This is a genomic window from Propionispira raffinosivorans DSM 20765 (genome assembly GCF_000381065.1).
Taxonomy (GTDB): Bacteria; Bacillota; Negativicutes; order Selenomonadales; family Selenomonadaceae; genus Propionispira; species Propionispira raffinosivorans.
This window is the reverse complement of record NZ_KB905858.1, coordinates 45,609-66,481: the sequence shown is the minus strand read 5'-3', so window position 1 is coordinate 66,481 and position 20,873 is coordinate 45,609. Positions and strand designations below refer to the sequence as shown.

At 37.0% G+C, this 20,873-nt stretch carries 18 protein-coding genes; 16 read left to right on the top strand and 2 right to left on the bottom strand.

The genetic code is table 11. The annotated features are described in order from the left end of the window. Positions 1 to 4: 4 nt before the first annotated feature. The 11 genes from F606_RS0114655 (at position 5) to F606_RS0114600 (ending at position 11,919) form a co-directional block, all read left to right on the top strand. Positions 5 to 1,159, top strand: coding sequence for an ABC transporter ATP-binding protein (locus F606_RS0114655; RefSeq protein WP_407635980.1), 1,155 nt, complete (start codon positions 5 to 7; stop codon positions 1,157 to 1,159). Beyond that, positions 1,149 to 2,279: an ABC transporter permease gene (locus tag F606_RS0114650; protein ID WP_019554636.1), complete on the top strand. Its 1,131-nt coding sequence runs from the start codon at positions 1,149 to 1,151 to the stop codon at positions 2,277 to 2,279. Before F606_RS0114655 ends, F606_RS0114650 begins: the two co-directional genes overlap by 11 nt. A 1-nt stretch (position 2,280) precedes the next feature. Continuing rightward, complete coding sequence (locus tag F606_RS0114645; RefSeq protein ID WP_019554635.1) at positions 2,281 to 3,396, top strand: ABC transporter permease; 1,116 nt, start codon at positions 2,281 to 2,283, stop codon at positions 3,394 to 3,396. A 24-nt stretch (positions 3,397 to 3,420) separates the two neighbouring features. Next, the gene (locus F606_RS0114640; protein ID WP_019554634.1) at positions 3,421 to 4,074 is read left to right on the top strand and encodes a TetR/AcrR family transcriptional regulator; all 654 of its coding nucleotides are present in this window, start codon (positions 3,421 to 3,423) and stop codon (positions 4,072 to 4,074) included. 163 nt (positions 4,075 to 4,237) lie between these two features. Beyond that, the gene (locus F606_RS22390) at positions 4,238 to 5,116 is read left to right on the top strand and encodes a CPBP family intramembrane glutamic endopeptidase (protein WP_019554632.1); all 879 of its coding nucleotides are present in this window, start codon (positions 4,238 to 4,240) and stop codon (positions 5,114 to 5,116) included. 130 nt (positions 5,117 to 5,246) lie between these two features. Beyond that, the gene (locus tag F606_RS0114625) at positions 5,247 to 6,026 is read left to right on the top strand and encodes an IclR family transcriptional regulator (protein ID WP_019554631.1); all 780 of its coding nucleotides are present in this window, start codon (positions 5,247 to 5,249) and stop codon (positions 6,024 to 6,026) included. A 240-nt stretch (positions 6,027 to 6,266) separates the two neighbouring features. After that, entirely contained in the window at positions 6,267 to 7,784 is a 1,518-nt protein-coding gene (locus F606_RS0114620) for a UxaA family hydrolase (protein WP_019554630.1), read from the top strand. A gap of 26 nt (positions 7,785 to 7,810) precedes the next feature. After that, a complete protein-coding gene (locus tag F606_RS0114615; protein ID WP_019554629.1) occupies positions 7,811 to 8,590 on the top strand; it encodes an SDR family oxidoreductase in 780 nt (259 codons plus the stop codon). A 12-nt stretch (positions 8,591 to 8,602) separates the two neighbouring features. Next, positions 8,603 to 9,823: a sugar MFS transporter gene (locus tag F606_RS0114610; protein ID WP_019554628.1), complete on the top strand. Its 1,221-nt coding sequence runs from the start codon at positions 8,603 to 8,605 to the stop codon at positions 9,821 to 9,823. Between the two features lie 46 nt (positions 9,824 to 9,869). Continuing rightward, entirely contained in the window at positions 9,870 to 10,991 is a 1,122-nt protein-coding gene (locus F606_RS0114605) for an L-rhamnose mutarotase (RefSeq protein ID WP_019554627.1), read from the top strand. Positions 10,992 to 11,025: 34 nt separating this feature from the next. Continuing rightward, positions 11,026 to 11,919 carry a dihydrodipicolinate synthase family protein gene (locus F606_RS0114600; RefSeq protein ID WP_019554626.1) on the top strand — a complete coding sequence of 298 codons (894 nt, stop codon included), beginning with the start codon at positions 11,026 to 11,028 and terminating at the stop codon, positions 11,917 to 11,919. 184 nt (positions 11,920 to 12,103) lie between these two features. Here F606_RS0114600 and F606_RS0114595 read toward each other — a convergent pair whose 3' ends face one another. Beyond that, positions 12,104 to 12,943 carry an AraC family transcriptional regulator gene (locus F606_RS0114595; RefSeq protein WP_019554625.1) on the bottom strand — a complete coding sequence of 280 codons (840 nt, stop codon included), beginning with the start codon at positions 12,941 to 12,943 and terminating at the stop codon, positions 12,104 to 12,106. A 260-nt stretch (positions 12,944 to 13,203) separates the two neighbouring features. On the opposite strand from F606_RS0114595, the gene F606_RS0114590 reads away from it, so the two are divergent. From F606_RS0114590 to F606_RS0114570, 4 genes are all read left to right on the top strand, one after another. Continuing rightward, positions 13,204 to 15,465 carry an alpha-galactosidase gene (locus F606_RS0114590; RefSeq protein ID WP_019554624.1) on the top strand — a complete coding sequence of 754 codons (2,262 nt, stop codon included), beginning with the start codon at positions 13,204 to 13,206 and terminating at the stop codon, positions 15,463 to 15,465. A gap of 323 nt (positions 15,466 to 15,788) precedes the next feature. Then, positions 15,789 to 16,457 carry a hypothetical protein gene (locus F606_RS0114585; protein ID WP_019554623.1) on the top strand — a complete coding sequence of 223 codons (669 nt, stop codon included), beginning with the start codon at positions 15,789 to 15,791 and terminating at the stop codon, positions 16,455 to 16,457. 473 nt (positions 16,458 to 16,930) lie between these two features. After that, on the top strand, positions 16,931 to 17,803 hold the full coding sequence (locus tag F606_RS0114575; RefSeq protein WP_019554621.1) for a LysR family transcriptional regulator: 873 nt from the start codon (positions 16,931 to 16,933) through the stop codon (positions 17,801 to 17,803). A gap of 172 nt (positions 17,804 to 17,975) precedes the next feature. Beyond that, positions 17,976 to 18,437, top strand: coding sequence for a GNAT family N-acetyltransferase (locus F606_RS0114570; protein WP_019554620.1), 462 nt, complete (start codon positions 17,976 to 17,978; stop codon positions 18,435 to 18,437). A gap of 176 nt (positions 18,438 to 18,613) precedes the next feature. Here F606_RS0114570 and F606_RS0114565 read toward each other — a convergent pair whose 3' ends face one another. Next, entirely contained in the window at positions 18,614 to 19,189 is a 576-nt protein-coding gene (locus F606_RS0114565; protein ID WP_019554619.1) for a hypothetical protein, read from the bottom strand. Between the two features lie 293 nt (positions 19,190 to 19,482). Here F606_RS0114565 and F606_RS0114560 point away from each other — a divergent pair, with 293 nt between their 5' ends. Continuing rightward, positions 19,483 to 20,841 carry an MATE family efflux transporter gene (locus tag F606_RS0114560; RefSeq protein ID WP_019554618.1) on the top strand — a complete coding sequence of 453 codons (1,359 nt, stop codon included), beginning with the start codon at positions 19,483 to 19,485 and terminating at the stop codon, positions 20,839 to 20,841. The last annotated feature ends 32 nt before the right edge of the window (positions 20,842 to 20,873 follow it).

The following is a 20,873-nucleotide window of genomic DNA, read 5'->3' as shown; positions in this document are numbered from 1 at the left end:
TTATATGGAGGAGGCTGCTCTTTGCCAGGAAGTTCTGGTTATGAATGATGGCCGTTTATTAAAACGAGGAACTCCAGAGGATTTGTGCTCTATTGCCAAAGGCCGTTGTTATAAAGTCTGGCCAAAAGCTAATATGCCAACCCGTATATTACAGACGATGCTGCTTGATGATAAAGACCATGTGGTGGATGCAGTTCCAGAAGGTGGGGCTGTGCGGTTTATCCAGCAGAACGGGGAAGAAAAACCGAGGCCTGAATTGAACGCAGAACCAGTGGAGGAACGACTGGAAGATGGGTTTATGATGTTACTTCATCAGGATAAAAGAAAGCATGAAAAAAATTCTTTATCGAGAAAAAATAAAATATTTTTTGCAGGAGAATATAGTCTGTCAGAAAAGGTGGATATTGAAGTTCGTGATTTAGTTCGTAAATTTGGTGATTTTACAGCGGTTGCTAATACTTCTTTTCAAGTACATGAGGGAGAGGTGTTTGGCCTATTGGGCCCAAATGGAGCAGGAAAGACAACTACTTTTCGTATGCTTTGCGGTTTGCTGCCAATAACCAGTGGATTTCTGCGTGTTGCAGGAGTGGATTTACGTACGGCAAGAACACAAGCAAGAGCAAATATTGGTTATGTTGCACAAAAATTTTCCTTATATGGGAACCTGAGTGTGCGGGAAAATCTGTTGTTTTATGGCGGAGTATATGGAATGGCTTCGAAAAGACTGAAACGAAGGATGGAAGAAGTTTTAGAAGAATTCCAGCTCAACGGGCAGGAAGATAAGGCTGCAGGTGAGCTTCCTGGCGGCTTTAAGCAAAGGCTTTCCATGGCGGTAGCACTTTTGCATGAACCCCAAATTTTATTTCTTGATGAGCCTACAAGTGGAATCGATCCACTTGCCAGACGAGATTTTTGGCGACAGATTACAGTTCTTGCCGCAAAAGGAACAACAATTATTATTACGACACATTTTATGGAAGAAGCTGAGTACTGTGATCGAATTATGATACAGGATCAGGGGAAGCTTTTAGCTATTGGAGCTCCGCAGGAAATCAGAGAAAAGGTTGGCACAAAAGAAGACGGTATGAATGAAGTCTTTATAAAAATTATTGAAAATGCACGTGAACGAAAAAGGCTAGGTGAAAAGTATGATAGATAAAGTTGCTGATGGATTTTGCCGTCGATTAAAGGCCTTGATCTATAAAGAATTTTTGCAAATTTGTCGGGACAGCAGCAGCATTTTAATTGGAGCAATTTTGCCTGTCGTATTGATTTTACTCATTGGCTATGGTATCTCTTTGGATGTGAAGAAGGTGCCGATGGCTGTAGTGATGGAGGATACTTCCCCAACAGCGCAGCACGCATTGGATTTTCTTAATGGTTCAGAGTATTTTTCGCCATGGTATGTGTATTCAATGAATGAAGCAAAACAGTTGTTGAAAAAAAGAGAGGTTGATGCTATTTTACAGGTTCCACCTGATTTCTCAGAGAAACTGCAGAAAAGGCAAAGTTCCCTGCAATTGATTTTGTATGGTGTAGACTCTACAACGGCGATGGCTGTGCAAAGCTATATAGAAGGTAGTGTACGGCAAAAAAACATAGCTTTGTCGAAATCTGTTTTTCCGCAAAAAGGGCGAGTTGTTATTGAAAATCGTATGTGGTTCAATGATGCAAATACCAGCACATGGTATTTTGTTCCCGGGCTTATGATGCTCATTATGACAATTGTGGGTGTATTTCTTACGGCTCTTGTTATGGCACGTGAATGGGAACGGGGAACACTGGAATCGCTTTTTGTAACGCCTGTAAAGTTACTGGAGCTTTTGCTTGCAAAGATAATCCCCTATTTTTGTATTGCTATGATGGGCTTTGGTCTTTGTTTGTTCACAGCAAAATTTTTGTATGAAGTTCCGATACATGGCTCCATATGGATTATAATTTTTGCCTCTGTATTGTATTTATTTACAGCACTAGGCTTGGGTCTCGTTATTTCTGCGATAACAAAAAGCCAGTTTTTGGCGTGCCAGGTATCCCTTATCGTAAGTTTTTTGCCCGCATTAATGCTCACGGGATTTTTATATGATTTGCGTTGTGTGCCAAAATGGATTGCCAGTATAGGGGGGGTTTTGCCCTCAACGTATTATTTGGAATTATTGAAATCGCTGTTTTTGGCAGGAAACAACTGGACAATGATTATAAAAAATTGCGGGGTACTGACCTTGTATGCCATCTTTTTTCTGGGAATCGCATTAAAAGTAACGAAAAAGAAGGTTGGCTGATATGGAGTATATATATGCATTTTTATGGAGACTCAAGTGGATTTGTCAAAAAGAAATGTTATCGACATTAAAAGACCCATCGACACGGGCCATTTTAATTGTACCTGTAATTGTTCAGAGTATTTTGTTTGGGTATGCAGCTACGTACAATTTAGAGCAAGTGCCTTATGCCTGCGTAGATCAAAGTCATAGTCAGGCGTCTGTGGATTTTTTAGCAAAATTGGATGGGACGAAGGTTTTTTACCGGGTTGAAACCCTGGCAAATGCCAATGAGATTGCAGATGTCATTGACTCGGGAAAGGCTTTGATGGTGATCCATATTGAACCTGATTTTGCAAGTCATTTAGAAAAAGGGGGAAGGGGAAATATTCAGGTTATTACAGATGGCCGCAATACGATGACGGCATCCGTTGCCAGCGGATATTTAAATCGTATCGTGGATGATTTTAATCGAACCTGGGGTGGAAATCTCGATGCGATACGACTGGAAACCGTTACTTGGTATAATCCAAATCTCATTACGCGTTGGAATTTTTTGCCGGGCTTAATGGGACTCTTGAGTCTGATTCAGGTTTTGCTTTTATCAGGCTTGTCTGTTGCCAGAGAAAGAGAACAAGGAACATTTGATCAATTGCTTGTTACGCCACTTTCTCCAGCAGAAATTCTCATTGGGAAAGCAGTGCCACCTCTTATCGTGGGATTGACACAAGCAACAATCGTCTTGCTGATTTGCCGGTTTTGGTTTAAAATACCGATGGCGGGGTCAATATTTCCCCTTTATTTAACATTGATTATATTTACCCTGAGTTGTACCGGTATAGGTCTTTCCATCTCGGCAATATCATCTAGTATGCAGCAGGTCATGGTTTATAGTTTTGTTTTATTGCTGCCTATGGTATTATTATCTGGGCTGGCAACTCCGGTGCACAATATGCCCTATACTCTACAAATACTGACCTATGCCGATCCGCTGCGTTTTGCGCTTGAATCGATTCGTCGGATTTATTTGGAAGGCTGTACAACGGGGGAAATTGCGTTCAATTTCTTGCCAATGCTTGTAGTCGCTGCAGTGACCTTGCCTTTGGCAGGCTGGTTGTTCCGTAATAAATTAGTGTGAATAATGCAAGAAAAGGTGAATTTCATGAAGAAAATTAAACATGTAAAAAATAATATGCTGCGAGGAGATGGGAATGCAACAAAGGCACTCCTCATCGATGTAGCAGGAAAGTTGATCGCAGAGCAAGGTTATGAAAAGACAACGAGTAAAAATATTTGTGAAAGGGCTAAAGCAAATAGTGCAGCCATTAACTACCATTTTGGAAGTCATGATGGCCTCTATGTGGCTGTTTTGGAAGAGGTTCACCGATACCTGTTGAATATTAAGGAATTGCAGGAAATAGAAGAAAAAAACATATCGGCAAAGGAAAAGCTGGTTCAGTTTTTAGATACATTCATTTTGAATGTATGGAAAAAAGAATGCTGGCAAATCAAGGTTTGGGCTAGAGAATTGATGAATCCTTCTCCATTTATTGCGAAAATCTTATCAGAAAATGCAATTCCAAAACTCAATATTGTGGTGAAAATTTTCAGTGGATACACAGGCTTATCTAAAAACAATCCGAAGCTTTACAGTTGTATTTTGAGTACAATGGCGCCTTTTGCATTGACTTTTTTGGTACGTAGCAATAATACAGAAGTTATAAAATTACTGCCTGTCCGTTATAGTGAAGAAGACTTGATAGAGGATTTGAAAGCATTTGCCCTTAAGGGAATTGAAGTGTTTTGCCAGAAATGAGAAAGTTGTTTCAAAAATAGAGGCATTTTATTGAAGCACGATATAGGAGGTATTGCGAAGCTAGTTCTTCTAGCAATACGCGAACCACACTTGACATATGTACATTTAAAATTTGTTAAATATGAAGAGTTAAAAAAGGGATAAAGGAAATGGAACTAAATTTATGATGTTGACAGATATGATATCGTGGACAACTATTGTGTGCTATAGTCTTCTCTATATAGCAGTTTTATTATTATGGTTTCCTTGCAAACTTAGAATTCCAGCATGGAGTATTGCTTTTAGTTTGGCCTGTATTTTAGGCTTGATGAGCGGCCAAATCGAAGTGTATGCTATTTTTGTCATTATTTTATTAGCTTATGCTGTGCAATATACCGAAAGTCAATATAGGTGTTCAAAACGCGTCTTTGCTGGAATTATAGTTTGCTTTTTGGCTTACGCTCTCGGTGCACATAAAATCCCTTGTTTTTATAATCTGAAAGTTTTATCTGATGTATATATTAGTAAAGAAGCTGTTCCTTTTACACTCTATATTAATTTTGATAAAACGGTAGTTGGGTTACTTATTTTGGGCTTAACGCAGCGGTTACTGTTCCATAAAAAAGAATGGCTTGCTATGTTAAAACAAACTTTTCCTAAAATAGGACTGCTTATTATACTTCTTGTATTTTTTGCCCTTATTGCCGATAAGGTTCGTTTTGATCCGAAGCTGCCAGAGAGTTTACCTATTTGGCTGATAACAAATTTATTGCTTGTATGTACGGCTGAAGAGGGATTTTTCCGTGGATTTATTCAGAAAAACCTTGTTGCTGTTTTTAAGGGTTTTCGGTGGGGAAATGTTATGGCTGTTATCATTGCCTCGCTGCTTTTTGGCTTTGCTCACTATGCAGGAGGAATTAGCTATAGTATATGGGGTACTTTTGCAGGATTGGGATATGGATGGATTTATCAGAAAACCAATCACATTGAGGCTAGTATATTGGCACATTTTTGTTTGAATTTAACCCATTTTTTGTTGTTTACCTATCCGGCACTTGCATAGGTGAAGAAAATTATTCCTGTGTAAAATTAAAGTGTTAATTTTGCAGAAGTTGCTATATAAAGTGTCCTAGTTGAAGCGTTGTTGTTGCTGCAAACTTTACAATAAATAATTAATTCGCTATAATGTGAATATGAATAAAATTACATTACACAATCCAACGCTTAGAGTCTTGCAGATTTTTGATGCTGTATATAACAGTGTCGATGGAATTACTTTTGCTGAAATTTCAAGGCGTACCGACATTGCCAAGGGAACATTGCACCCTATCGTCATGACGCTTTTACAGGAAGGCTTTCTCCAAAATTTTGGTTCACGAATTACAATTGGAAAGAATTGTTTTAAATTAGGCTATGCTTATGTACATTCGTTGAATTATTTAAATATTCTTAAGCCGCATATGAGAGATATTATGACGGCTTGTGATGAAATATGCCAGCTTGGTATATTAGATGGAGGAGACGTACTTTATGTAGAAAAGATGGAACCGAATCAGGCCATACGGATCGAATCGTCTGCGGGCAAGACAATTGCTGCCTATGCAACAGCTCTCGGAAAATGTCTTCTTAGTGGATTAACGAATGCGGAGATTATGGAACTTTATCCAGATGAATTTATAAAATATACGATACGAACTACACCGGATTTTGAAGCACTGTTTTTGCAACTTGCGGCAGTAAGAACTAATGGATATGCTCACGAAAGAGGTGAAACGAATATTGATATAGAGTGTCTGGCTGTTCCTATTAAAATAGCAGATAAGGTTCTAGCATCCATTAGTGTTAGTCTTCCTATATTTCGTTCTACGCCGGAAAAAATCCAGCAAATTTTGGCTGTTTTAAAACTTCATGCTGAACTGATTGAAAAAGAACTTGTGTTACTGCCGATGAAAGCAAATATGTTTTCTGATTGAAACGAAATATTTTCAAGTGTTTAGATAAAAATTTTTAAATGTATGCGTAATGATAAAAATATCGCACAACAGCGGACTGTATTTATACAGCCAACTGTTGTGCGATATTTTTTATGTAAAGTATTAATTGAATTTTCATTAAATTCTTGACAATTCATATTTGATTTGCTATTATAATGGTAAAAGTAAGTATATACAAACAAAGTTAATATATACGAACAAAAGAAAGGGGATAGTCAAATGAATGCAATTCACGTGAGTGAAATGGATAATGTGGCAACCGCATTAGAAATTCTCAAAAAAAATGATGCTGCTCTTGGCGTAACTGTTCTTCAAGATATTCGTAAAGGCCATAAGTTTGCAACGCTGGCTATAAAAAAAGGTGAGCCCATTATAAAATATGCTGCGCACATCGGTATTGCAAGCTGTGATATTAAAGCTGGGGAATGGGTACATATACATAATATTGAAAGTGAACGCGGCAGAGGTGATACGGACAGCAGCGTAAGAGACATTAAACAGAAGGTTTATGGTCAATCAGCGATTGCGCAAAATGATAAAACATATAATCTTAAGGGATATAGACGAAGTGATGGAAGCTTTGGCTTTAGAAATCACATTTTAGTGATTCCCAGCGTACATTGTGCCAATAAAGTGGTTGAAAGGATAGCGAATGCTATAACGTATAGTGATGAAGTCAAAAATGATGAAACGAATGTGGTTTATGTTACGCACCAGCATGGATGCAGCGAATTAAATTATGATGCAAGACAAACACAGGATGTCCTCGTCGGAACGGGAGCTAACCCGAACGTTCACAGTGTTTTAGTGGTAGGTCTTGGGTGTGAGGGCGTTCCTGCAAAAGCCGTTGCAGAGGAAATTAGAGACAGAGCGCCCTATAAAAACATAGAGTGTTTTACGATTCAGGAAGTGGGCGGTGTTGGCAAGAGCATTGAAAAAGGAATACAAATTGTCAAAAAAATGCTGACCGAAGCAATGAAAATGGAAAAAAGCGAAGGGAATTTGTCAGATGTAGTCTTGGGTACGGAGTGCGGCGGCAGTGATAGTTTTTCAGGTCTTAGCGCAAACCCAGGTCTTGGCAAAGCTTCCGATATGGTTATACAGCATGGTGGCAGTGTAATCTTGGCTGAAACAACAGAACTGATCGGTGCGGAACATATTCTAGCCAGTAGAGCGGTAAATAATAGCGTAAAAGAAGAAATCCTGAACACGATTAAGGGTTTTGAAGACAGCGTAATAAAATCACATGCCGATATGCGTGGTGCCAATCCAAGTCCGGGAAATATTGAAGGCGGATTGAGCAGCATTGAGGAAAAATCATTGGGCTGTATCTACAAAGCAGGGAATCAACCGGTTGTGGCAGTGAAAGGATACGCCAAACAGATAACGGATAAAGGTCTCACTTTTATGAATACACCGGGTAATGACATAGAGCAGCTAAGTGGTATGGTGGCTGGTGGGTGTAATATTTGCGTGTTCACCACAGGACTTGGAACCCCAACGGGAAGTGCCATTACACCGACAATAAAATTAGCATCAAATTCAGCGGTATTTCAGACGATGAATGATTCCATAGATTTGAATGCAGGGACTGTAATCGATGGGACAAAGAATCTTCAAGACGTGGGTGAAGAAATTTTAGATTTTATTGTGTCGGTAAGCAATGGAACCCTTACCAAAGCGGAGCTGAATCAACAAAATGATTTTTCGATTTGGCGGCTCGCTACAACAGTTTAATATATTTTAGATGGAGGTTAAACGATATGGATTTGCAATTAAAAGAAAAGGTCATTTTTGTAACAGGTGGTGGGAAAGGTATAGGGAGCGGTATTACACTTGCTCTGGCCAGAGAAGGAGCGATTCCTATTATTCTTTCTCGGTCGGCAATTTTGCCGGAATTCAAAGAAAAGTTGGAAGGATTGACAAAACAGTATGAATTTATTCAGGTTGATTTGAATGAAACGGATAAAATTCAACCGATTGTTGAGGCTGTGGTTAAACGCTGGGGATCGATTTACGGTATCGTAAATAATGCTGGTGCAAATGATAATAAAGATTTAGAAACAACGTCTTGGCAAGAATTTGAAAAGAGCCTGCACGGGAATTTGACACATTATTATGCACTTGTTCATTCGGCTGTGCAGCATCTTAAAGACAGCCATGGAGCAATTTTAAATATTTCATCTAAGACAGCTCTTACGGGACAGGGGAAAACCAGCGCCTATGCGGCAGCAAAAGGGGCGATTTTGGGATTGACACGGGAGTGGGCTGCTGCTTTGGCAAAGGATCATGTACGAAGTAATGCGATTGTAGTCAGCGAATGCTGGACTCCGTTATATACAAATTGGATTCAATCGTTTGATGATCCTCAGGCAAGAAAAAAGATTATTGCGGATAAAATCCCCTTTGAACAGAGGTTTACATCGATTGAAGAAATTGCAGATATGGCAGTTTTTCTACTGTCGCCCCTTTCATCGCATACCACGGCTCAGTGGGTTTTTGTGGATGGTGGTTATGTTCATATAGATAGAGCATTGAGTTAAGGAGGCAAAATAATGAGTGACAATAGCAGCAGTAAAAATATTAAGATAGCAGCTTGTTTGGTTACCGTACTGTTCTTTCTTTGGGGGCTAAGTTATGGCTTGATTGATGTTATGAATAAAAATTTCCAAAATCAGTTGGGTATTACAAAAGCAACATCCGGTTTGCTGCAGGCAGCTTATTTTGGCGGATATTTTGTCATCGCTACGCCGGCATCAATGGTAGCAAAGCGATTTGGGTTTAAAGGCGGAATTATCATGGGGCTTTTCCTTTATGCATTAGGTGCCTTGCTTATAGTTCCGGCAAGTAATGCCCACAGTTTTCCTATCTTTTTATGTGCATTTTTTGTTATTGCCTGTGGTCTTGGCAGTTTGGAAACAAATGCGAATCCATATATTACCAAACTTGGTCGTGATGAAGGGGCAGCCTTGCGTATCAATATTGCCCAAAGCTTTAATGGTGTTGGTCAGTTTATCGGACCAATCATAGGGGGGACATTATTTTTTTCGATCGCTCAAAGCAATGATATAGCGCAGAATATGCATAATGTTCAGTTGGTTTACATTGGTATTGCAGCAATTGTTTTATGCATGCTATTTTTATTTCTAGTCACAAAAATGCCGGAAGGCTCTGAAATTTCTGGCGGCGAAAATTCTTCAGAAGGCACAGGGTCATATCGCCAATTGTTTAGCTATAAGCATTTCAGACTTGGTGCATTGGCACAGTTTTTATATATTGCGGCGCAGGTCGGTGCCGGTGCATTTTTTATTAATTACAGTGTTGAGCATTGGAATGGACTTTCCGATAGTAAAGCATCCTATTTCTTCGGTATTGCATTAATAGCATTCATGGTTGGAAGAATTATAACCACTCCTTTAATGAGAAAATTCAGCCCTGGTAACATTCTGGGACTGTATTCGTTGCTAAATGTTATTCTTATGGTTTGTTTGAATTTTGCCACAGGCAGTTTAAGTATATTCTTGTTGATCGCATCCTTCTTTTTTATGTCAATTAGTTTCCCCACGATTTTTGCTTTAAGCGTTGTAAGAATTCCTGATAATCTTGTTAAAACGGCTTCCAGTATAATTATTATGAGCATCGTGGGTGGAGCGATTATGCCATTTTTCATGGGGCATGTTGCCGACAATTTTGGTACTGCTGCTGGATATCTGCTTCTTTTACCTTGCTTTTTATTTGTTGCGTGGTATGGATTTAAAGGCTGCAAAGCTATATAAAAAGCAAAGTCCTTTCGAAATAGAAATTGTATAAGGAGATAATAGGATGCTAGAAGTTGTTGATAGTCACTTTCATATATGGGATTTGAATGTATTACATCTGCCATGGCTGGATTTATGCGCTGGTATAAAAAAAAGCTTCAGCGTTGACGATTTATGCAAAGTTTACGCTAAACATGAAGTTGATTTTAAAGGTGGTGTTTTTGTAGAGGTTGATTGTGATCTTGCTATTCAGGAAGATGAGTATATTTTTAATCTAAAGAGTTCTAAGATTTTAGCCAGAATTATGCGGGCCCCACATTTATGTGCTCACATGCGGCTTCCTATGGGAATTGTTGGTGTTCGCGAGCCACTCCATATTGATACATCACCGCGGGGGAGATGCTTAGAACAAAGTTTCCTTGAAGGGCTTGAAGTTTTGGTAGATCGAAATATGATTTTTGAGAGTTGTAATCGAGTGGAAGAACTGGAAGATTTGTATCAGGCAGCAGCGCAGATTCCAAAGGCAAAAATTGTGATCAATCATTGCGGTAATGTAAAACAACTGACGTCGGATTATAAACGAGCCATGAAAAAGCTGGCTAAGCTACCGAATGTGTATTGTAAGGTTTCTGGTTTTGCTACTGAGGATAAAGTTTTTGTACAAAATCTGCTTGATTTTTTGACGGGTGAATTTGATGCTTCTAAACTGCTGTATGCTTCAAACTTCCCGGTTGTTGAATTGTACTCATCCTTTGATGAACATTTGCGAACCGTCAGGGAATACTTTGGTGATGATGCTGACTTTTTTAGTAAAAATACCAAGAAGCTTTATCAAATTAATAAACCGCAAATATTTGCCAGTGTAATCAGACTTCGTCCCGAAAAAGCAGATTATTATAAAAAGCTGCATGCAAATCCATTTGCTAGTGTAAATAAAAAGATAAAAGAATGTGGTATTACGAAATATCAAATATTTAATCGTGATGATTTACTCTTTTCTATTATGGAGTACTGCGGGGATGATTTCGAATACGATATGGCAAAGATGGCACAAGACGCTGAAACACAGAGATGGTGGCAAGAAACTGACCCCTGCCAAATGCGTATAGATGGCGCTTTTAAACATGAGTGGTGGGCTGATATGAAGCTCGTCTATGATCTCAATAAAGAAAGCATGAATAAGTAGATTTATATAATAAATTTGTGAAGGGGATAATTAAATGAATTGTAAATATATTTGTCCAATTTTAACATCAATCAATGAAGATGGAACCGTAAATTATAAAGAAATGCATGATTTATACGATCAAATTTTGGGGGCGGGTATTGACGGAGTATTGGTCGGCGGGAGTGCCGGTGAATTTTATGCTTTTACCTATGAGGAAATCAAGGCGATGATTGTCGATGCGGCGAAGCATATCAATCATAAAGGTTTTGTATTAGCTGGTACAGGTCGGATGGCTAAATCGGAAACGATTTCCCTTTCTAATATTGCGATTGAAGCTGGAGCTGATGCAGTTATTATTGTTGGTCCTTATTACAGTGCTTGCAATCAGGAAGATGTATTTCATTATTATGATGAAGTTATGGACCAAATTCACGGGGATGTTTTCTTATATAATTATGCGGATCGTACTGGCTATGATGTATCCGTCGATACCATTTTAAGACTTCTGATTAAACATAAAAATTTCGTTGGTGTGAAAGATACACATCCTGTATTACGTCATACACAGAAATATATTCAGGAAATCAAGAGTAAATATCCTGATTTTAAAGTGTTTACGGGTTATGACAACAATTGTATTCCAGCCGTTATTTCTGGCGGCAATGGTTGTATTGGAGCCTTATCCAATGTCTATCCGGAACTTTGTCATAATGTTGTTGAAGCTTTGCGCCAGGAAGATCTCCAGAAAATTAAAACAATGCAGCGGGAAATTGATAAACGCATGAAATTTTATGAAGTATATACACCGTTCAATCCGGTTATGAAATGGGCGATGGCGGAATTAAATAAACCTATGCAGGAAAACTGTAAAGAACCATTAACACCGCTAACGGATGAAGCAAAACAGTCCTTAAATGAAATTGCCTGTGATCTATGGCGGAAATAAGCTGACTTAGGCGTTACAATTAAATTGTAAAAGGTTAGAAGCTATTACCAATCATCCTCGCAAGGAAAATAATGCCTCATCTTTACAATGTCCCAAGAATGATTCTTATGGGTATTGTAAAGATGAGGCATTGTTCTGCTTAGGGGTATACCATCAGAAAAAACATAATCAAAGCATTGTTTGGTTAAGCTTTTTGTTCTATTTCAAGAGCAATGTGTTTTTCTTTACGGTAGCGAAAGGGTGTATCACAGTAGAATTTTTTAAAATGTTTACAAAATGTCGGCGTATCTTTAAAACCGCAGGAATAAGAAATTTCCGTAATGCTTACATTTGTAGTTTCTAACATATTCACAGCAACTTGTAAGCGGAATTGTAAAAGATATTGCTGGGGTGATATATTATAACTCTCTTTAAACAAACGATATAGGTAAGTACGGTCAAGATTGACATGTTTTGCAATATCGGTGATTTTTATATTGTAACTATAATTATGATAGATATAATCAATGGCAGTTTCAATATAGGCAGACTTTTCATTGATATGGGAGACTTGTTCAAGCATATAGGAAAAGCATTGATATAGTTGGCTCAGTGTGGAATATTCATTCTTAGTGAAGTTTTCATAATGGTAAATTAGGTCAAGTAAGAGGTTTTGTAGTTTACCGTTGCTTTTATCATGAAAGATTAATGCACTTTTTGATAAACCGCAGCGTTTTAAAATATCGGCCGCTTCATAGCCATCAAAACTAATCCAACAATATTCCCAAGGGTCAGATTCATCAGCCTTATAAAAAGTGGACTCACCCGGACAAATCAAAAAGGCGTCATTTTGTTTTAGTTGATAGCATTTGTTGTGCACATAATAAGACCCTTTTCCTGATACAATGTAATGTAGAAGATAATGTTGGCGAATAGCCGGGCCAAAGGCATGTGAAGCGGAGCAGTGTTCCCAGCCTCCATAATATAAGGTTAGTGAACGGCTTAGATTTGATTGTGCAGTAAACTCCTGAAATTCACCTCGCATATAAAAGATCCTTTCATAATCATAATATAGATTTTAGATAGGATATACAACATAAAGACAATTTTTTGAAACAATCAGCATAGAAATACATCTAGCATACATTATATACTAGATAGAGTATCATTCACAAGAAAAGAGAATGGACTTGTAATAGGATACGGGCATGCGCCAGAGATCTTCTTAAAGCTCTTGAAATGGAAAATTATTATTACCGTAGATGCATAGGTTGCTTTCAATACGGTTTGTGAGGAGAAATTGAATTGATTATTTTTGATGAGAAAAGTAAAACCTTTCATTTAAAAAGCAACAAAAGTAGTTATATTATGAAAGTCTTAGATAGAGGGCATCTTTTGCATCTCTACTGGGGACACCAGCTTAGAGCTGATAATTTGGACTATATTGTTAGACTGAAGGATTGGGGCAGTTTTTTAGCTAATACAGATAATGTGGAGAAATTTCATTTGGAATCTTTACCGCAGGAATATCCTGGATATGGATCTACAGATTTGCGTGCGCCTGCTGTAGAACTTGAATATGCAGATGGCACTTCGGCTACTGATTTTCGTTATGTTTCGCATAAAATTATTTCAGGTAAACAAAAGCTTCTGGGGTTGCCTGCTACGTATGTAGAAAATGACAGTGAAGCACAGACTTTAGAAATTATTTTGTGCGATACAGCTAAATCGGTAGAAGTAATACTATCTTTTTCTGTTTTTGATGGTTATGATACGATTGCTCGTTCTGTCAAAATTGTTAATAAAAGTACGGATACTATTAAAATACAACGTGTGCTGAGTGCAAATGTTGATTTTAAGGAAAACAAATTTGAAATGATTCAACTTTCTGGATCTTGGGCTAGAGAACGCCATATCATCCGTACGCCTTTACGCAGCGGTGGACAATGCATTGAAAGTCGCAGAGGTGCTAGCAGCCATGCGCAAAATCCATTTTTGGCATTGATCAGACCAGAAACGACAGAACAGAGCGGCGAGGTTTATGCTATGAGTCTGGTCTACAGTGGCAATTTTTTAGCGAATACAGAAGTTGACATGTATGGTAATAGTAGAATGCAGATTGGTATGAATCCATTTGATTTTGCTTGGTTATTAGAATCAGGTGAAGAGTTCCAGTCTCCAGAAGCAATTCTTGTTTATTCGGACAAAGGTTTGACAGGAATGTCCCATGTTTTTCAAAACTTTTATAGCAAACGTTTGATGCGTGGTACCTGGCGAGATAAAGAACGGCCTATTCTAATAAACAACTGGGAAGCTACTTATTTTGATTTTAATGAAACCAAAATAAAAGCCATTGCGAAACAGGCGAGTACTTTCGGCATTGAATTATTTGTCTTAGATGATGGCTGGTTCGGTGAACGTGACAGCGATACTTGTTCGCTGGGGGATTGGTTTGTTAATGAAAATAAACTCAGCGGCGGGTTAAAGAAGCTTGTTGATGAGATTAATGACATGGGACTCAAATTCGGCATATGGTTTGAGCCTGAAATGGTTTGTCCGATTAGTAAATTATATACAATGCATCCAGATTGGTGTTTGCATATTGATGGACGTAACCGTTCACAAGCTCGTCGTCAGCTTATATTAGATCTCACCCAGAAAGACGTGTGTGATTATATAATTAAAGTTGTTAGTGATGTATTAAAAAGTGCCAATATTGAGTATGTGAAATGGGATATGAATCGTAATATGACGGAAATCGGTTCAGCTAAACTTCCCCCACAGAGACAACGCGAAACGGCTCATCGATATATGCTCGGTCTTTACTATATTATGGATACGATTACGGCAAAATTCCCAGATATCTTGTTTGAAAGCTGCTCTGGTGGTGGCGGACGTTTTGATCCAGGTATTCTTGCTTACATGCCGCAAACATGGACTAGTGATGATACGGATGCGATGGAACGGCTTAAAATTCAGTATGGCACGTCCTTAGTTTATCCTAATATTGCTATGGGCTGTCACGTTTCTGCTGTTCCAAATCATCAGGTACAGCGTGTTACGCCATTTGCTACACGTGGTATTGCTGCTATGGGAGGAAATTATGGTTATGAGCTCGATTTAACGAAACTTAGTGATGGAGAAAAGAGACAAATTAAAGCTCAAGTTGCATTTTATAAGGAAATTCGTAAAGTTATTCAATTTGGGGAATTTTATCGTTTGAAGAGTCCATTTGAAGGTAATGAAGTCGCTTGGACCTTTGTATCTAAAGATAAAAGCGAAGCAGTTGTCAGCTTTTTCCGCCAGAGTGCTGAGCCTAATCCTAATTTCACTAGTCTGTGTATTGTAGGACTTGATCCAAACGGACAATATCAAGATCGGCTGACTGATACCATATATGGTGGTGACGAACTCATGTATGTAGGGCTTAATGTACCAGATACAGTTTCTGGTAATGTGAATATTGATGGATCAGGTGGAAGAGACAAACTATTTGCCGGAATGGTTTCACCAATAATCAACGGAGATTATGCAGCATTTATTTGGCATCTGAAAAAAATACAATAAATAAAAGTATCTTCTGATAGTATAAATATAATAAAAGCACACAAATTTTGATGGAAATATTTTTCAACATTTGTGTGCTTTTTTTATATTTTTTATTATAAAAAAGTTAACATAATGAATAGAAACAACTGTTATGAATATATTCGTGCCAAACTATGTTTTTAATTACAATGTTATATTATGGAGGAATGGAAAAGGGCAAAGTATAATTTAACAGCAAAAATCGACGAAGCTACTGTCGTAACAGTAATTTGCGGCTTGCGGTCGATCCCTGTAAACTGTATTCTATAAATATATATATTTATAATAATGGAGGAATGAAAATGACAACTACAAAAATAACACAACGGGCAAGGCTGGCTTGGTTTAGAATTATTAGTGTTGATAAAGCTAAACGTTTGCAATCAATTATTTTCGCAACATTATTATTTGTATTTTCCAGTAGTACAATTACTGCGGCAAATGCAGTGTATAACTCAGATCCAAATGGTGAATACACGTATCAGACTGCTACCATTGTCGATATAGCGAAATCAAACCAAGTCAAAAACTATAAGCAAGATGACTATGCATTAGTTAAATTGAAGAAGGGGGATTTTGTTTATGCTCTTTATACTGCAGGCGGTGCTAGTGATTTTTATACGAATCAAGAAACGCTTCAGGCTGCACATTCTGCTAGAGAGCTTGCCGAAAAATTACAGGTATTTAAAAACAATGAATGGGGTGATCGGCAGATTATTGCCGCTTATCAAATCAAGTTACCGGAATCAGTCAATTTCATTGAAGTTGCTGGTGGACAGTGTAAGGCAAATATAACGTATGGAATTGGCGGGGGACAGCAGTACTTAATTCCTAAAGATTGTCTGTCTGGACCAGTTGGCTATTTTGTCTATGAAAACAATACATTGGTATGCGTTTATAAAAAACCAAACATTACTATTCCAAAAGTTGGATCAGGTGGAGAAATTCCGTTTGTCACGAATCAGATTTGATCTTGCAGACACTCAAACATTTAATTTATTAACATATGAAAAAAAGTGATTCCGGTATCTGGTAGGAATCACTTTTTTAGCGTGCAATTTTTACAAGGTTTTAGGTTTCAGTCTCAACTGAGATCGTCAAAGAATTTTGCGTTGAAAGAAACAATATCCTCGTTTTTTAGATCAGGATAGGGTTTATGGCCTTTTTCGTATTGGTGACAACATTCTTTGGCTTGCTGCATTTTTTTGTTGCGATACGTATCAAGTTTGTCAAAAATTTTTGGTACTATATTATATATTCTGACTGTATGAGTCATGATGGATACCCTCTTTCTGCTTATAGTTAAAAAGATTCTTTCTTTTATTATTAACAAAATTGATGGAAAAGGGAAATACAATTATAGCATATCTATATAGTTAAAAACTATATAGATATGCTATAATTAAACCGTTGGAATCTTTGTAGATGGAGGCGGAAATACGTTATGAATGTTATTCAAATGCGGTACTTTTATGAGGTCTGCCGTTGGCAAAATATCACAAAAGCTGCAGAAACTCTGCATGTATCACAGCCAACGGTTAGCGTAGCGATGCAGACACTTGAAGCAGAAACAGGGCTAAATCTCTTTCGACGTAATGGTAAAAAGATTCTTATTTCAAGAGATGGAAATATTTTGTTGGCGAGGATTCGTCCTATATTAGAAGAAATAGATCATTTGGAACATGAAATCAATGATATGACGCATAGGCGAAATCATATCCGTGTGGCAGTACCTCCACAAATTGGTATGCATATTACACCACTATTATTAGGGAAATTTCGAGAAAAATACCCGGAAATTGTAGTGGAAATTATTGAAACTGGTCCAGTGAATTCTCTGCGTATGTTAAAGGATGAGAAACTGGATTTAGCACTTATGAATTATACCGAGGATTGTGACGAAAGCTTTACTTATCGAAAACTTGGTGTGGCAGAATGCTGTTTTTGTACCTTCAAGAGTTCATATTTTGCTCAGCGACCGTTTATTACCATAGAGGATATAAAAGATGAAGTTTTGGTTCTGCTGGATGGTACATTCAATCTCACGCATTTAGTCCATCAGGTATTTACGAAGCAAGGTTTTAAACCGAATGTGATACATTATTCACCTTATTTGCATACAGTGAGAAATCTTGTAAGGCAAAAAATTGCCTCGTCTTTTTTGATGCGGCATGCAATTTTGCCAGATGATGATATTATATCGATATCAGTAAAAGAGCCGCTGTATCTTGAGGCGGGCATTGTAATGAAAAAAGGTCGGCAGATTTACACTGATGAACGAATTCTCATCAAATTTATCAAAGAAAATTTTATGTAAAAAAGATTCTCGTCAAAAACAAAATTCATTAGCTGAATAGCAGTATGTTGTTTTGCGTTGAAATTATAGAACGAAAGTTTTATAATTATAAGATTATTGATTATCTTTGTGTAAATTAAAAAAATGTAAATTTTCTTAATTTCTAAAGTAGAGAAAGGGTGGATTTTTGAATTTGCGATACCAAACAGCAAGTATAGATGATATTGATACACTCATAAAAACAAGAATTCAAGTATTACGTGCAGCTAACAAACTGAATGATGATGTTGATATGTCCATGATAGAACAAGAATCATATAAGTATTATAAACACAGCTTAGCAAATGGAACACATATTGCATATTTAGTTTATAAGAATGCCCTTTTTGTAGGAGCCGGTGGCGTGAGCTTTTATAGAGTCATGCCTACTTATGAAAATCCAAGTGGTGAAAAAGCTTATATTATGAATATGTATACTGTACCCCAATATCGTAAACAAGGCATTGCAATAAAAATGTTAGATTGCCTTGTTAAGGAAGCAAAATCGAGACATATTACATTTATTTCGCTTGAAGCAACAACTATGGGCAAACCATTGTATAAAAAATATGGTTTTGTGGAAATGGAACATGAGATGTGCTTACCAATTTTATAAGACGATAAAACGGCAGGTGTTGGTGTAAGTCACAGAGTGACTCACGTTTTCAAAAAAAGTGTGTTATTTCGTGAAACTTGATGGTTTGAAAAATGTCTTACCTGTGATCATCTTTCGGGACAAAAAAACAGGAACCGAATAGCTCCTGTTTTTACTGTTGATACATTTAGGCAATTTTAAAAATTACTAACGATTTTATCATATCCTGAATCCATAGCTTTATTCAATGCAGTGGTTATTGGTGCTTTATATCCAACATTTCCAACGAGTGTGGCGACATTTTCTGAATCTCCAGTTGTTTGGAAGGCAGTGAGTTTATCTTGGCTTGTATTATAAAACTTGTATTTTAGTTTAGCTTTTGTTTCTACCTTTGTGGAAAAGAAACTCATATGTCTAGTGCTTATTAAATTTGTTATTTCCATCGCAACAACATAATCAGCTTTTGTTTCTTTGGCTACTGCGGCAAATACATCTTTTTCTGGTAATTCCATATTAGAGGCATCATAACCAGCGGTATGTAAGGCTTTTTGTACATCTACGTCAGCGACAATATTGAAGCTCTTTGTTGTAAATTCTTCCGCATATTTGGATTGAACAACGTCTTTTACGAAATCTTTTGTTTCTTCGGTAGTATTTAGATATGGAATAATTGCAACAGTGTAGTTTTTCTGAGTTACTGTTGGTGTTGATTCTGCAAATACCGTTGTTGTTGATAGTAAGAATAATAGTAGGAATAATAAGATTTTTTTCATGACTACAGCTCCATTCATCGTTTTAAGTACATTCTTTTGGATTTTATCATGTAAAAGATCATATTGCAACTTGTTTGATGTTAAAAATGCAAATATTGTGAATACCTAAATATGGAAAAATAGTAGTACAGGTGATATGATATGAGAAGGCTTTTATCAAAAAGAGCTGTATAAGTACGTAAGGAAATCCTGAGAATATCGATGAATGATTCGTTGAAACTCTTATCGTATGGATTTGTTAGTCTTAAAACGCTCAGATTGAGGCTAGAAAATTATAGGGGATATTATATAAAATGTTATTTCATAAAGATGTTATGAATTTAGCTATTCCGGTTATGGTGGAGCAATTTTGTATATTAATAATGGGTTTTTTTAACTCAATTATAGCTAGTAGTTTAGGAAAAGAAGTTGTTTCTGCAATCGGCATGATTGATTCTTTTAATATAGTCATAATATATGCTTTTTCAGGACTAGCAATAGGTGGCACGGTTCTTGTTGCACAATTTTATGGAAGAAAAGAACGTAATTTGTCGAATGAAAGTGGCAAGCAGATATTGTATATAGGGACATTTATATCAATACTTATAACTATAATAATAGGATATTATGAACACACGATCTTATATTTTTTGTACAATGAGGCAGAGCCTCGTGTTATGGAAAATGCTATTGCTTTTTGGGAAATAACAATATTTACCTATCCATTTATTGCCATCGAATTAATTGTTTGCGGGATATTTCGTGGTGTAGGAAATACGAAATTGCCGATGTTCATTAATATCATTATGAATATGTTGAATATTCTATTGAGTTATACTTTTATATATGGGGTACAATTTCATACACAAGAATATTCTTTTGAAATTACAGGGCTTGGAATCGTGGGGGCGGCATTAGGAATAGGAATTTCACGCATAATTGGTGGATTACTGGCAATTGCCTTTTATGCATATGGTATTGGTTTTTTAAAGATAGGAAATCCATTTTATTTTAGACCAAATTTGGATTTAATTAAAAAGATTTTTAGTGTAGGTATTCCTGCAGCAATAGAAGCATTGCTTTTTAACGGTGGTAAAATTATTACACAGATTTATATTGTTAGTTTGGGCACCGAAGCAATTGCCGCTAATTATATTGCAATCTATATTTCGGCAATGTTGAATATACCAGGTAATGCATTAGGTGTAGTTGCTACTACAATGGTTGCACAATCTATCGGGAAAAGAAATATTGCTAAAGCAAAGGAAAACGTAATATACATACTAAAGCTCGCCACAGCTTGTTTAACAATATTTGCCTTGACATGTATTCCATTTTATCCGGGGGTTGTTCTCTTGTATACCAGAGACTTGGTTATTACAAAAATGGTTTTGGATTTATTGATCATGAATTCTGCTTTTATGATAGTTTGGGCAATATCTTTTGTTTTGCCAGCTGGATTAAAAGGGGCTGGAGATGCCACATATACAATGATTATTTCATTGATCGGAATGTGGGTTTTCAGAATCTTTGGCGGGTATTTATTGGGTATAAAATTAGGCTTTGGCATTGAAGGGGTATGGATGGGTATGTTTATTGATTGGTTATTCCGTGGTAGTTTCTATATAAAACGACTGGCTGGAACAGCTTGGTACAAGCATAATATTTGTTAACGTGTTTCAAAATAAGGCAAACTTTTAGAGTG

Bases quoted from the DNA above. Each gene is read 5' to 3' on its own strand.
- F606_RS0114615 (WP_019554629.1), top strand. From the start codon at position 7,811: ATGGATTTGCAATTAAAAGAAAAGGTCATTTTTGTAACAGGTGGTGGG.
- F606_RS0114645 (WP_019554635.1), top strand. From the start codon at position 2,281: ATGGAGTATATATATGCATTTTTATGGAGACTCAAGTGGATTTGTCAA.
- F606_RS0114655 (WP_407635980.1), top strand. From the start codon at position 5: ATGGAGGAGGCTGCTCTTTGCCAGGAAGTTCTGGTTATGAATGATGGC.
- F606_RS0114575 (WP_019554621.1), top strand. From the start codon at position 16,931: ATGAATGTTATTCAAATGCGGTACTTTTATGAGGTCTGCCGTTGGCAA.
- F606_RS22390 (WP_019554632.1), top strand. From the start codon at position 4,238: ATGATGTTGACAGATATGATATCGTGGACAACTATTGTGTGCTATAGT.
- F606_RS0114595 (WP_019554625.1), bottom strand. From the start codon at position 12,943: ATGCGAGGTGAATTTCAGGAGTTTACTGCACAATCAAATCTAAGCCGT.
- F606_RS0114605 (WP_019554627.1), top strand. From the start codon at position 9,870: ATGCTAGAAGTTGTTGATAGTCACTTTCATATATGGGATTTGAATGTA.
- F606_RS0114650 (WP_019554636.1), top strand. From the start codon at position 1,149: ATGATAGATAAAGTTGCTGATGGATTTTGCCGTCGATTAAAGGCCTTG.
- F606_RS0114640 (WP_019554634.1), top strand. From the start codon at position 3,421: ATGAAGAAAATTAAACATGTAAAAAATAATATGCTGCGAGGAGATGGG.
- F606_RS0114585 (WP_019554623.1), top strand. From the start codon at position 15,789: ATGACAACTACAAAAATAACACAACGGGCAAGGCTGGCTTGGTTTAGA.
- F606_RS0114600 (WP_019554626.1), top strand. From the start codon at position 11,026: ATGAATTGTAAATATATTTGTCCAATTTTAACATCAATCAATGAAGAT.
- F606_RS0114620 (WP_019554630.1), top strand. From the start codon at position 6,267: ATGAATGCAATTCACGTGAGTGAAATGGATAATGTGGCAACCGCATTA.
- F606_RS0114625 (WP_019554631.1), top strand. From the start codon at position 5,247: ATGAATAAAATTACATTACACAATCCAACGCTTAGAGTCTTGCAGATT.
- F606_RS0114610 (WP_019554628.1), top strand. From the start codon at position 8,603: ATGAGTGACAATAGCAGCAGTAAAAATATTAAGATAGCAGCTTGTTTG.
- F606_RS0114565 (WP_019554619.1), bottom strand. From the start codon at position 19,189: ATGAAAAAAATCTTATTATTCCTACTATTATTCTTACTATCAACAACA.
- F606_RS0114560 (WP_019554618.1), top strand. From the start codon at position 19,483: ATGTTATTTCATAAAGATGTTATGAATTTAGCTATTCCGGTTATGGTG.